9 protein-coding genes are annotated in these 14,145 nt (G+C 43.5%); 3 read left to right on the top strand and 6 right to left on the bottom strand.

The window, feature by feature from the left end; translation table 11 throughout:
• Nucleotides 1–17 precede the first annotated feature (17 nt).
• Nucleotides 18–722, top strand: a complete 705-nt coding sequence (locus IEY13_RS26210; protein ID WP_188958043.1) for a porin family protein — start codon at nucleotides 18–20, stop codon at nucleotides 720–722.
• 81 nt (nucleotides 723–803) lie between these two features.
• On the opposite strand, the gene IEY13_RS26215 is transcribed toward IEY13_RS26210, so the two are convergent.
• The 4 genes from IEY13_RS26215 to IEY13_RS26230 all read right to left on the bottom strand — a co-directional run bounded on the left by IEY13_RS26215 (nucleotide 804) and on the right by IEY13_RS26230 (nucleotide 7,439).
• Entirely contained in the window at nucleotides 804–1,985 is a 1,182-nt protein-coding gene (locus IEY13_RS26215; RefSeq protein WP_188958046.1) for a transporter, read from the bottom strand.
• Nucleotides 1,986–1,996: 11 nt separating this feature from the next.
• Entirely contained in the window at nucleotides 1,997–2,650 is a 654-nt protein-coding gene (locus tag IEY13_RS26220) for an ATP-binding cassette domain-containing protein (protein ID WP_188958047.1), read from the bottom strand.
• An 88-nt stretch (nucleotides 2,651–2,738) separates the two neighbouring features.
• On the bottom strand, nucleotides 2,739–4,478 hold the full coding sequence (locus tag IEY13_RS26225) for a DUF4836 family protein (RefSeq protein ID WP_188958049.1): 1,740 nt from the start codon (nucleotides 4,476–4,478) through the stop codon (nucleotides 2,739–2,741).
• Nucleotides 4,479–4,532: 54 nt separating this feature from the next.
• Entirely contained in the window at nucleotides 4,533–7,439 is a 2,907-nt protein-coding gene (locus tag IEY13_RS26230) for a serine hydrolase domain-containing protein (RefSeq protein ID WP_188958051.1), read from the bottom strand.
• A 617-nt stretch (nucleotides 7,440–8,056) separates the two neighbouring features.
• Here IEY13_RS26230 and IEY13_RS26235 point away from each other — a divergent pair.
• Together IEY13_RS26235 and IEY13_RS26240 are read left to right on the top strand one after the other, a co-directional pair.
• Nucleotides 8,057–8,650 (top strand): MauE/DoxX family redox-associated membrane protein, encoded by a 594-nt coding sequence (locus IEY13_RS26235; RefSeq protein WP_188958053.1) that lies wholly within the window; start codon nucleotides 8,057–8,059, stop codon nucleotides 8,648–8,650.
• Nucleotides 8,651–8,692: 42 nt separating this feature from the next.
• Entirely contained in the window at nucleotides 8,693–8,992 is a 300-nt protein-coding gene (locus tag IEY13_RS26240) for a hypothetical protein (protein ID WP_188958055.1), read from the top strand.
• Between the two features lie 40 nt (nucleotides 8,993–9,032).
• Here the strand turns inward: IEY13_RS26240 and IEY13_RS26245 are convergent, their stop codons facing one another.
• Together IEY13_RS26245 and IEY13_RS26250 are read right to left on the bottom strand one after the other, a co-directional pair.
• The gene (locus tag IEY13_RS26245; protein ID WP_188958061.1) at nucleotides 9,033–10,394 is read right to left on the bottom strand and encodes a RagB/SusD family nutrient uptake outer membrane protein; all 1,362 of its coding nucleotides are present in this window, start codon (nucleotides 10,392–10,394) and stop codon (nucleotides 9,033–9,035) included.
• Between the two features lie 83 nt (nucleotides 10,395–10,477).
• On the bottom strand, nucleotides 10,478–14,053 hold the full coding sequence (locus IEY13_RS26250; protein ID WP_188958067.1) for a SusC/RagA family TonB-linked outer membrane protein: 3,576 nt from the start codon (nucleotides 14,051–14,053) through the stop codon (nucleotides 10,478–10,480).
• Between the last annotated feature and the right edge of the window lie 92 nt (nucleotides 14,054–14,145).

Genomic DNA, 14,145 nt, shown 5'->3' on the forward strand with positions numbered 1-14,145 from the left:
AACCAAAAATTCGCACTATGAAAAAGAGCAAGTTGATTTTAATGGCAGGATTAGCCGGATTTACTATGTGGAGCAGCGCCAACGCTCAAAGCACAACTACCACTACCAATACTAACCCAGGGGGTGTTTGGCTCAGAGGCTCCTATAGCCTGGCAAACATTTCTACCAGCGGTGACGGTACAGTAGACAACTCCAATAACCTTTCAACCTTTAATGCAGGCTTTATAGGTGACTTACCCTTAAATGACATGTTCTCTTTACAGTCAGGTTTGTTTTTACAGGGTAAAGGTGCTAAAGCCAGCGGTGATAACTTCAGCGTTAGATTCCGCCCTTATTATCTGCAATTACCGGTAAACTTTGCCGTTAAAGTTCCTATCGGAACCGATAGCCGCTTCTTCATAGGCGCGGGTCCATTCGTTTCTATGGGCTTATTTGGTAAAACCACTTCGGAGTATACAGTGGCTGGCGTAACTACCACTGTAAAAAACGACATCAAATTTGAATCTGTTGACGGAGAAGGCGAGAATGATGGCAACCTGGACAGATTGAAAAGATTTGAGTTTGGTATTAACGGTACCGCAGGCGTGGAAGCAGGTCGCTTTCTGGTGGGTATAACCTACGATTGGGGTCTGAGCAAAATTAACCAGGTGTATGACAATGAGAACAACGATAAAAACAAGTATCGTACACTCAGCTTAAACCTTGGTTTCCGTTTAAATTAATAAGTCAGGTATATTATATACCGGTATCTCTATGAAAACTTAAAACCCGTAAGCAGCAATGCTTACGGGTTTATTTTTTTATCAGGATTGTCTGATGTATTTTTTGATAGTACTGCTGTTTACCAGCCACAATACCGCCAGAATTATTACTCCTGCCAGTATAGTAAAAGGCGAAATCAAATGCATTACGTACATGCTCTGCTGCTGTAAAAACTCCGCCAGCGCAAACTGAGCTGCTGCAATTACTGCCAGCACCACCACAATTACTACCACATTAGAGGGAAAAAAACGCCTCATTAAAAACCGGTATAGCTGTGCAGGTGCCGCCCCCAATGCTATCAGCAGGGTAATTTCCTCTTTACACGAAGCAATGGTCAGCTGAATAAACAGGGTAAATATCAGCAAGGCAAACAGCAACATTAATCCACCTGTGATACCGGAAATATTCACCACTGTGTTTACAATCTGCCTGTATTTGCTAAAGCGCGTTTTATCAGCATCCGTAGTAAGGCCATGCTTTTTTAAATACTCCACCAGTTGCGGATTACCCGGGTCGCTGGTTTTAATTACCACGCGCGATGGTTGTGTGCGCACCTCGCTGGCAAATCTTTTATTGGCCCACGTCATAAAATTCTGCGGTACCAATACAGAAGAAATACGGTCACTAAAACCTATTACCCTGGCATAGTACGGCACATTACCCATAGGCGTGGTAATGCTTATTTTTAAAGGCAGGCTTTTCACCAGGTCCTGTGTAAGCTGTGGTAATCCCTGCGAAGTAGCAAACCCAAAGTTGTACAAATCCAGAAACATGTTGGGAATAATTACGGGTACATACTGCGCCTCCTCACTCCAGTTCCAGTCTTTATCTACCACATCAATAAACTCATCTGGCACACTTTCAAAAAACAAATCTGTATAAAAAGGCAGCTGCGCAGAACCGCCCTGGGCAGATACTTTAAAACCACTGGGCGTTAATAATCCCACTGCATCAATAAAAGGTTGCTGTTTCAGTTGTTGAATATCTGCTGCACTAAGGGCTGTAGCCCCTATTGTTTCCGCAGTAACTGCTTTGTTCAATACCAGAAAATTGGCAATACTGTCTTTGTTAGACTTTCCATGCAACAGATGGTTATAATTCACCTGCAACTGCACTGCCGACAGTATCAGCAATAAGGCTACCGACAAGCCTGTAACCGCCATTATAAAGCGGGTGCGGCCTGCACTTGCCTTAATCAGTTTTTTCAGTAAGTTGTTAAGCATATCATCAGCTGCTAAAGGTTATAAAACGTAGTATAAGGCAAATGGCGGTCTTCATCCAGATCAGTGAGTATAAAACCCGCCCCTCTTTTCTCACATTCCTCTGCTATCAAAGCTGCGGCTTTCCGGGTATTTTCTTCATCCAGATGGCTAAAAGGCTCATCCATCAACAGCCATTGAAATGGTTGCACCAAAGCCCTTATAATAGCAATACGCTGCTGTTCACCATAACTGCACAGCCCTGCCCGCTGCTGTAATATATGTGTAACCCCAAGCCTTTCTGCCATAGCATCAATTACAGTACTTTCATAATGCGTACCCGATGCAGGCAATACCCGGTTCAGCTCTATATTTTCACGCGCAGTTAACTGGCTAAACAAACGCAGATCCTGAAACACCACACTCACGGCCGATTGCCGCAGTACCGCCAGTTCAGCAGCACTAAAGCGTTGCTCTTCTTTGCCATTCCACAGCACATGGCCTGTATAATCATTACGCAAGCGGTAAAGAATGTGCACCAGTGTAGTTTTACCCGTACCACTGGGCGCCTTTACTTTAATCCATTCTCCTTGTTTCAGTGTTTTTTGGGTATTCCAGATATCACTGTTGCGCTGAGAAAGTTTATCCCGCAACGGTATTGGTATCAGATTTTGTAAAACAAGTTCCATAGCCTGTTGGTGTGGTTATTCTAAGAAAATCTATGTTACAAAAAAGCCCCGTAATTCCGGGGCTTTTTATAAAAAGTTTATTTTACCATTATGGTTTGCGTACAGGCTCCGCAGCTACGGCTGTATCCACAACCACTGCAGCAGAATCTATCGCAGTAGCAGCAGAATCCAGCTCATCTGTTAATTGCTGGCGTTTGGCTGCCTGTGCCTTCTCATTCGCTGCAATAGCAGATCCCATTTTAATAAAGGTAGCCAGACTGTTTTCCTTTTCATTCAGGGTACGCAGTTCAAACTTGCCCTTCATTACATTACCATCAAATTTATCGCTGGTAACAATCAGATCTTTTAGCGTAGCTTTTACCTGGTTCAGCGAAAAAGTGTCAGAACCTCTCGCAGGTATCTGGCTCATGATTTTGGTAAAATCAACATAAGCAAAACCAGACTTACCTTTTCCTTCGCTCAGTATGTTATCTGCAATAACTGCCTTACCGGTACCTGCTTTATACTGGCTTAATAATACGCTGTCGCTGGCAACAAAAATATTTTTCTCATCCAGTACAAACAGCACCTTTCCGCCCATATTCATGGCTGGTACATAAGCAGTACCTACTTTTGTAAGTAAGCCTTTTGATGCCAGTGCAGTTAACACTTTATCGTAAGCTGCTTTATCACCTACTTTACCGTTAAAAAGATACTTTACAGAAGGCTCTGTGCTAGGGTATTCAGGAAACTCAGGATTTACTTTCTGCTCAGTTACCAGATCGCTGCCTATAATAGCAAAATCACCTTTAAACGATTTGGTAATATCTTCCAGGGTAAAGTTCATTCCATTGCCCGCCAACAGTTGGTTGGCAGTAGCTTCAACACCCAGAAAACGAACAATATCTGTTATAATAGCAGGATCGAAAGTAAATACGCCAAAACCAGTTACGTTGCTGGAAGGATATTTGGTTACCATATCCATATCCAGCGCACCATTGCTGTGCTTTTTGATAATGTCAGCCATTACCTTACCTACATAAGAATTATAAGAGGCAACCACTTTACCATTTTCAAAATTGATTACGCCGCCATAATAAGAATCTTTTATCAGTTCCGCTGCTTTAGGTACCATAGCCAGCTGAGGAACACTTGCCAGTGAACCGGAGCTGTTAACCCATAACAGCATATCACCTTTCTCTTTAATAAAGTTTTTGAAGGCAGGGATAGAAGTTACAGAAGCATCCGCCTTTTGTGCAAACAGGGTAGCCAGTTGCGCATTTATACCCGAAGCCGGAGCTGCTGAAGCTGTTTCATCCTGGCTGTATCTGTTATAGCTTTTAATGGTGGTGATAATAACCACATCACTGTTCCAGCCTATAATAGCATCATCATCCAGTTTAGCCTCAGAATAACCGCCTGCTGCTTTGGTAATGGCAATACCTGGCTTTTGTTTTTTCAGGTACTCTTCCAGCTTAGAACTACTGGATACAGCAGCTACTGCGCCCATTACCTGCGATGAACCGGCCATTAACGAGCCTTTGCTTTCGTAAAAGCCGTATACGTCACTGGTCCAGTCGATGCCTGCATCTTTCAGGTCATCCCATTTTTTAACGTCTTCCGGAGTGGTTTTGCTTTCAGCCATTAGCGACTTCACCAGCGAATCCACACTTACTTTACTGTCCGCCAGCTTATCGTTTAAGCTTTTAACGTTAACCGAAAACACCACTGTGGCGTCTTTAGGAATATACTGTAATTGTTTGGGAAGTGATTTTTTACACGATACAAACAGTAATACCATCAGCAAAGCTGATAGCGAAAAGGTGCTCTTTAAAAATTTCATTGTCATAGCATGATTGATGAATACTGAACGAATATATAATGAAAGACTTCTGCGTTGCTGCTATTTGTTACGAATGGCTTTATATACAACTTCCTGAATAGCCGGCCTTACATTCAGCTGGCCCAGTTTGCCATTCCCTCCTCCTTCCGGACACACACGGTTACTCAGAAAAATATACAGCAGGTTGTATTGCGGATCGGCCCATACACAGGTGCCTGTAAAGCCTGTATGGCCAAAAGTAGCTGGCGAAACACCAGCAGCCGGGTAGGGTTCTTTCCGCGTAGCATTGTCTTTTTCCGGCTTATCAAACCCCAGTCCTCTGCGGCTCACTTTACTGTGATAAGCGGTAAAATACTCAATGGTCTCTTTCTTCAGTAGCTGAACCCCGTCCAGTTCTCCACCATTTAACAATAATAAATATAATCTGGCTAAATCGGAAGCATTGCTGAATAATCCTGCATGTCCCGCTACTCCGCCCATCAAAGCAGCTCCGGGGTCATGCACATCGCCACGTAGTAGTTGCAGTCTGAAATACTTTTCCTGCTCTGTAGGTGCAATGGTGTTTACAGGGAAGTATTTCCAGGGTCTGAAGGTGGTGGTAATCATACGCAACGGCCTATAAAAATGCTCGTGCGCGTACTCATCCAAACCCATGCCAGATATCTGTTCCACTATCTTTCCAAGAAAAATAAAGTCATTATCGCTGTAAACATATTTATCCCCCGGCCCCAGTTTACTCTGCAAAATGCGCTGCATCAGCGTATCCTGCCAGTCGTTACGCACATACATATTCTTAGCCACCCGCACGCTATGCCTGCTATCCGCTTCTTTAGCAAAAAAGCCCTTTAGGGGCTTTCCGGATGCGGTATCAATGGTTTCACGGTAAAAAGGAATCCAGGCAACCAAGCCCGCCTGGTGCAGCAGCACATCTGCCAGTGTAAGCCCCGCCTTGTTGCTGCCTCGTACCCAGGGCAGATAATCACCCAGCGTTTTATGCAGGTCTACTTTACCCTGCTCGTACAACTTCATAATGCTTACCGTGGTAGCAGATATTTTGGTTACAGAAGCCAGGTCATAAACTGTCTGGGTAGTCACCGGCTCTTTTTTGTCGTAGTTCATATGCCCGTAAGCACGGTTAAACACAATTTCACCATCCTTAGCCACCAGTACCACGCAACCCGGTGTTGCACCTTTGGCAATAGCACTCTCTGCAATGGCGTCAATTTTATTCAATGCCTGCACATCAATAGCAGGTTCCCCAGCCTTTACAGGCTCTGCTGTTATACCACTGCCGTAGTGAAACTCCTCACAAACTGTAACCGGCAAAGTGCCTTTGGCAGTAAGCTTACCAGCCAGCAGCAGCGCTGCTGTTTCATGCATCAGACTATCATCTTCATAGCAAGCCACCAGATTCTTTGCTTTACAAACATTCTTTACCGCATAAGGGTTGCCAAACACCAGCACTACCGCCTTCTCCTGTAGTTGCAGCGTTTGCAACAACTCCACAGCCGGGGCACTGATACCAAAATTACCGGCCGGATATTTATTAAACTGATGTACGCCTACTACCACACGATCGTACCCACCGGTTTTCTCCAGTAATAACTTTGCCTGTACCGCACTCTGCTTATAGTCAAAGAAAAAACAGTCTGCTCCATATTGTTGCTGTAACAAACGTGCCAGCGGATTGGCCTGTGTTATACCAACACCTATATATGCTGTACGGCTGTTAGCTGCCAAAGGCAACGCTTTATCGCCACTACGCGCTAACAATGTAATAGCATTATTATATACCTCCTGCTTTAAAGCAGGCACCGCTGCATTCAAAGCAACGGTAACGCCCTCTTCTGCTACCGGCACAGCCTGTTGCAAACCCAGGTTATATTTGGCCAGCAATACACGGCGCACATGCTCATTCAGCGCTTCTTTAGAAAGCAGCCCGTCTTTCACGGCCTTTCTTATCTTCTTAATAGTTCCTTTAATATCCCCCGGTAAACACAGCATGTCATTGCCGGCAATCACACTTTGCACACCTGCTTCTCCGGCAGGGTAAAATTTAGCCACCCCTTTCATCTCCAGCGCATCCGTAAACGTAAGTCCGTTAAAGCCCAGCTGCCCGCGTAGTAAACCCGATACGTTTTGGGGCGATAAAGAAGTAGCCCGGTTAGGCGTGCTGTCAATAGCAGGAATATATAAATGCGCCACCATCATACTACCCACGCCCGCCTGTACCAACCTGCGGAAAGGATACAACTCCAGCGAATCCAGCTGCATAACCGTTTTGTTAATCACCGGCAGGTCCAGATGGCTGTCTACCGCCACATCTCCGTGGCCAGGAAAGTGTTTGCCACATGCCATAATACCAGCATCCTGCATGCCTTTGGTAATAGCTTCTCCCATGCGGGCCACTTTGTATTTGTCTTCCCCAAAACTGCGGAAGTTGATAACCGGGTTGTTGGGGTTATTATTAATATCTACCACCGGCGCGTAGTTTACCTGTATACCGGAACGTTTACATTGCTCGCCTATGGCTTTGCCTACGCGATACACCAGGTCGGTATTATTCATAGCGCCCATAGTTAGCTGGTCAGGAAACTTAGCTACACTGTCAAAGCGCATACCTACACCGGTTTCCCCATCAATACAAACCATAATGGGTGTAGCCGCTTCCTGCTGTATGCGGTTTACCATCTGTGCCTGTTTTACCGGAGCACCCTGAAACAGGCAGATACCGCCTATGTTGTATTTTTTTGCATACGAGGCTACCTGCTCATCGTAAAAAGCCACTCCCGCACCTTTTTTCTCACTCACGCGTAATACCATCAGCTGTGCAATTTTTTCTTTTTTGCTCAACGTATTAAACACACTGTCTACCCAGTGCTCAGCCGCAGCAGAAGGTTGCAGAAACTGCTGCGCCTGTCCCTGCACCAACAGCCCCATGCCCAGCAAAAGAAAAAACTGCTTCATAGTCAATATTTGGTTGATTTGTTTGTAAGATAAAGATTATCCCCTTTATCTGCGGCATTTTGCAGGAATACAGAAGCAGCCAGCTTCGAATCCTGCAATAACTCACAAATACAGAAGAAGTAGAAAACACAGTCAGTCGCTAACTGCATCTTGTATCTGCAAAATGCTGATTATTCTGTTTACCTGCCTTTTTCGCTTATAGTTTATGACACATAAAAGCACATACAACTGCGCTTACGATAATGGCCTGCATAAAAAGCTGCTCTCCGGAACATCAATAAATGCAGCGTGGAACAATTGGAATTATGCTTTCTAAAACAGGAAACTTACCAACAGTTTAGGTACCAGTAACCCTGTTTTTAAGGGAATAAATGGTTAATTTTATAAGGAACCCAACCTTATTAAACGCCAAAAGCTAAACCCATAATAACATGTGCCATCAACTTCAACCAGTACCATTTTTATGTAGAGATAATTGTACTAACCCTATCCGGCCAGTACTACATTTCCAGGCAGTAAACCTCACTCCCCCGCATTGATTATTAATCGTTTATACCACAGTCAGCAATTCTAACACAATTTTAAGGATGTTATAAGGCTTCTGAACGGGTGCAAGGTTGGATTCGGCAATAAAGAATGCTATTTTTATAATAAGCGGCATTTTTTTTGCCTTCCTACCTGAAGTGCTTTCAGCTCAACCGCCCAACCTCCCTGGAGAATGCCCAGTAACTCAAAGCATTAAAAAGACTATGAAACGAAAGGAAATATGGCTGGAAATCATCTCCTGGATGCTTTTCATCTTATTTGTGTATACAGCCACAACTAAGCTTATAGATTATAAGCTTACCCTGAGCAATCTGGACGGGCAGCCTTTCAGCAGAAAATTCAGTCCATTCCTCGCTTTTGGATTACCGGTTATTGAATTTGCGATTGCAGGATTACTGATTTTTAAAAAAACCATGCTTTCAGGCCTTTGGTCTTTCCTGATGCTGATGCTGGTTTTTACAGGTTATATTATATTAATCAAGCTGAATTTTTACGGAAGAGTTCCTTGTTCGTGCGGCGGCATCATTTCGAAGCTCAACTGGACTCAACATCTGTATCTCAATCTGTTCTTTATTGCACTGGCCGTTACGGGCATAGTACTATATAAAAGAGTTTCATCCAAATTGTTATTTCCAGAACAGGTGACAACCCGACCACACCTGTAAAAAACCCGGTCTATTTAAAAAATTAAAGTCAAACAAAGATTTATGAAAAATCTCAAAATCGCTATCCTGCTTATAGCAGTTATCGCCAGCGTTACAGGAGCACTTGCCAGCAAAAAACGTGGTGGACAATTCTTTTATCTGAGAGCAGGTGAGTCTGCAACTGGTCTGGCACCGGTAATTACAGCCGTTGATCAGGAGCAAGCTCCAGGCTTATATTGCACTGGCGGTAACGATGCTTACATATGTCGTATTATGACAACCAATAATGCACCTTCCTATGTGCCTGGCGACGCAATTCCCAGAACAGACTTAATTGTAGTGGAATACTATTCAGGCTTTTAATAGTTACTAACCAAGCAGGTGCTGCGTATGCAGCACCTGTTTAACGTTCATTCTGTTGTAAACCTTCCTGCTCAATTATTTTAGGAGCGAACGGGAATACATACCGGGGCGATTGCGGTTGTAATGTATAAGTTACTCCATTGTATATGCGGGTTAACACTTTGGCAAATTTCGGTTCTGTGTTTAAGCGCTTCAGATCTTCCCACCTTAGCTGGCCTGTATTAGGCAATTCTTTCCTTCTCTCATCCAGCACAAATCTCAGTGCTGCTTCTTCATCAGTGGTTTCATAACCTACGTAAGTTCCTGTTCTGTATCTATTCTTAAGCAGTGTATTAACGTCGGAAAGACAGCCTGCAATGTTATGGAGTCTGGCCCTGCATTCGGCTCTGATAAAGTAAACTTCATTTAAAGCCAGACCTGCAAAAATGCGGCTATTTCCGGTATAGCTTCCCTGAAATTTAGCCTGGTTAGCACCCAGCAGATTATAAAAGTATGTTTTTCTTAAATCGTCTGCAGCGTAAGATTTGTATAAAACGGTATCTGCAAAACAATAAGCATAACTGGTGCTGGGAGCCCCGACAAGCGTAAGCAAACCTTCTGCGTAGAATAAAATTTCCGGATGCGATTTATAGGTAGGGAATCTATAGGTATTAGACAAAGAAACAAGAGAGCTGTCATTAAAATTAAGTAATTGCGTTTTGTACTGCAGCACAGAATCACAGCATCTTCCGGCATTTACATAATCTCCTTTCTGCAAATACACCCTGGCAAGCAATGCATAAGCGGATAGCTTTGTGGGACGCATATACTGAATATTCAGAGGCATTCTATCTGCTACCAGCTTCAATTCATTAATAACAAAATCGTACACATTCTTAACCGGAGCCCGTCCCGCAAGAATATTTATATCAGAAAATGTTCGCAACGGAATGCCAGGATCGCTGGCTGCAGTAGCTTCATTATATTGTTTACCAAAAGTATTTACCAACTCAAAAAACATAAAAGCGCGCGCAAAGCGTGCATGTCCCTCTACTGAATCATACCTGGCCATATTATCGGCTGTACGGGTTATTTTCTCAAGCCCCTCCAGCACAATATTCGAGTTTCGTATAACCAGATAAGGACTGGTATAAGCAATGTCATTAGTACCTGCCGGAAATATTTCCTTCAACCATAAAACAGAGTTTCGCTCATATGGCTGCAGAGAGGTATAGTTAACATCAGGAAAGTAGAAATTATCTGCCCCGGTTTGCCCCAGCGTTATGTAGTTTGTGTTCATGGTAGGCGTGTAATCCAGTACCGCCTGAAAGTCGCTCAATGTAGTAAGTACAATATCGCCTTCCTGGCTTTTAGCATCCAGAAATTCATCCTGCTTTTTGCACCCTGTTAAACATAACAACATACATACAGCTCCAAAAAATACGGAGAGCATCTTTTTTGTGCTTACTTGCATGACTATTCAACTATTAATTCAGTTTCAATAATTTAAAATACCGCTCTTACCCCTACCGAAAAAGACCGCACCTGAGGCATATCCATACTATCAGGATCAATTCCAAACTTGTTTGCCCGCCATATAATTCCCAGATTGTTTATATAGCTATATACCATTAGCGACTTAATCCTTTTATGCAGTTTGTCATTGTCAAAAGTGTAGCCTAAACGTATATCCTGTAGTCTGATATGGTCTGCCCTGCTTACTACCGCCTCCGAATATTGATAAAAGGTAGCCTTTGCATTGTCATTAGGGTAAGAGAGAGAAGGTGTTGAAGTATGCAGTTCATCTCCAGGCTTTTTCCAACGGGTGTTATACCCTGCTGCATTATAGTTGGTATACAATAAATCAGCTTCGTTTAAAGACATTACCGGGCGGCGGAAATAATATTTTAGTTTGTATACAATGTTAACAGATACAGATAGCTTTTTCCACTCAAAATCGTTTCGTAAAGCGCCAAAGATGGTTGGTACGGAAGAACCCGAGAAAACAAGGTTCTCTGTAGCAAAATTATTAATGATGTCTGTATACTTTTTGGTAACCTCACCTTTTATAACCCCCTGCGGCTCGCCGGAAGCAGGGTCTAATCCCGCCCATTTGTAACTAAACACACCAAACAAAGGCTTACCCACAATAAAAAGCATATCACCCGGGCGTGTTTGAATGGTGCTTGAGTTCTGGGGAATTTTATAACTCACCACCTTGTTAGCAAGCAGATTAAATAAAAGGCTCGTGTTCCAGCTCACCTCTTTCTTTCTCATGGTAGCAAAGGAAAGCCTCACGTCCATACCATGTGTAATCATGCTGGCCGTATTCCTCCACAATGTTCCTGCATTACCCACCTGAGGAGGCAACTGGTTGTTGTTTTCCAGTAAATCTTCTCCCTTCTTCTCATACCATTCTACCGATCCTGTTACCAGATCTGATTTTGTTTTAAAATCAACGCCTATGTTTACGTTCCTTACCTTTTCCCATCTTATCTGAGGGTTACCAATGGTACTGATAATAATAACCGGGGCATTTGTTACCGGGTCCAAGGCTGTAGAACCCGTGGTATATGCAGAACCTCCATTATAGATGTTGCCATTATAGCCATATGTGGCTTTTATTCTCATATAGGGCAACCAGTCCACCTTATAAAACTGCTCTTTGCTGATGGCCCAGCCTAAACCTGCTGACCAAAGCGGTGTTATTTTGTCGTTTGTTTTTACACCAAACAGGTTAGCTCCATCACGCCGTGCGCTTATACTTACATCATATCGGTTTTTATAATTATATCCGATGTTAGAGTAGTAGGATATAAACCTGTTTAAGATGCCGGAAAAATTGCCGTTATAACCATTGTAAGCAGCGGCAATAGTTGACGTGCCGGAAGGGTTAACAGGATAAGATGTATTCAAACTTACATTCGTTGCATAAGTACCGGTAGCTGGCTGATAGCCTACCAGAAGCGCTTTGCTACCGTCGTAGTCACTCTCTCTTACTTCCACCCCGAGGATAGCAGAAATTTCATGATCGTTTATACGCTTTGCATAATTTATCTGCGCCCTCAAATTCTGTATCAGCCAGTCATAATGCTCTTTTTCAAGAATTCCTCCTCTGGGAAATACATAGCTGAATGCATTAGTGGAGGCATTATACTGCGCAAAACGATTAATCATATACCGGGTAAGATAAACCTGCTCGCTCCGGTAGTTTTTAATTTCAGACACCTGCTTTTCACGCTGATACTGCATCTCCACACTCAACCCTTTGGCAATGGTATATTTTGCAGCAGCGCGCAATAATAAATCATTCCGGGTGGTAGCATTATCCGCAAATCGTATTTCATCCAGCGGGCGATATTTGCCATCCAGAAATCCCAGACCGGCAACGCTGTCTACAAAAGCTGCCCGGTAATCTTTCACAACAGCCAGTGCTTTACCCGAAGCATCTGCCAGGCTTGCGTAAGGATATAAAGTTCTGTACTTTCCCGCTCCTATAACTGCAGCGCCATATCCAACAGCATTATTCAGCAGGTATTTGTTCAGGCTGTAATTGGCCGCAACAGTCACCTCCAGATTTTTAACCGGCGTAAAGGCAATAGTTGTATTGAATGTAGTACGGTGATATCCGTTTCTTACCAGATTATCTCTGTTTCTATCTGTACCCAGCGAGAACGCGTATCTCAACTTTTGAAAACCGCCACGCACATTCAGCGCATACTGCTGGTTAACTGCATTCTGATACACATGGTTCAACAGATCGTTTCTTACATCAACATTCCGGTAAGCATCTATAGCAGCATCTGCCTCTGCAGCAGAAATGGCTCCTGAACGTTTCTTCACCAGCAAATCTATCACCGGCGACATGGGCGGTCTGGTGGCTGTTAAAATATCGGCATCAAAAAAGCCCCTGTTAAATAAATCCGTTTCTATATCTATATAATCAGAAGACCCCAGAAATCCCTTTGCTTTTTTCAGCGCTGGTTTGCCCTTAACGGTTAAGTTAGCACTCAGTTCAACTTGTAGTTTCTGATTAAAAGCGCCCTTTTTAGTAGTAATTACAATAACTCCGTTGCCACTTCTGGTACCCCATATACTAGCCGCTGCTGCATCTTTCAGCACTGTAATTGTTTCTACATCGTTCGGGTTAATATTACGCATATCACCTTCGTAAGGGAAATTGTCAACAATAATCAGTGGATTTGTATTTACCTGAAGGGGAGCCAGTGTACTCACACCACGGATGGAGTAACCAAGGCCCTGTGTACCTGGCCCGGTGGTAATTTTAGCAGCTCCATCCACCGTTAACGTCAGCATACCACTGGTAATATTGTTCATACGGCTCAAAATGTCCGTAGTTACGCTTCTATTAATATCTGCCTGCCCCAGCATTACAAACGAGCCGGTGGCACGCTCTTTAGGCAGCTGTTGATAACCAGTTACCGGATTCAGTGTTACTTTTTCCAGTTCAGCAACCGTGGTTTTTACCACAATCACCTGATTATTCAGGCTGGAAATGCCGCTTTCTGTTTTTTCACAGCTAATACAGGAGGTTTCCAGGCGGGTGTTGGGGCCAATACGGTGTATGGTAAATCCGCCGTTATCATCTGCTATTACGTAACGGTCGTAGCCTTTAATAGTAATCATAGCCCCTGGCATAGGCTCGTTACGCTCGTTTACTACGGTGCCGGAAACCGACAGCAGGGTATCTTTCTTCACCACAAAAGCGTAGGGATCTTTAGAAGTAACGGGAGAAGGCCCTGTTTTCATAGCCACCAGCACAGCAGTACCGGAAATACGGTATGCAAAATGGCTTTTATCTAAAATCTGCTCCAGCGCCTTTTCCAGCGGCATATTGTTGATGCGCAGGGTAACAGGCGCGGAGTTACGGAGTATCTCAGAGCGGTAAGTAAATACGTAACCAGTCTGTTTTTCAATTAGTTTGAATACTTTTTTAAGAGAAGCATTTTTTACATCCAGATTCACCACCGGTGATTGAGGAGCTGCATAAACCCTTACTGCTGTACAGAGAAGAAGACAGAAGAAGATTTTAATAATGGATACAGAGACAGGGCTATTCATACCTTAAATTACTGTTTTTGGCTTTAAAGCGCGCACAGTGTAAGGCAAAAATGAAGATAATTATCCATGTACAAAAGGATTCCTTACGGAAA

Origin of the sequence: Filimonas zeae, assembly GCF_014641615.1 — a bacterium.
GTDB lineage: Bacteria > Bacteroidota > Bacteroidia > Chitinophagales > Chitinophagaceae > Filimonas > Filimonas zeae.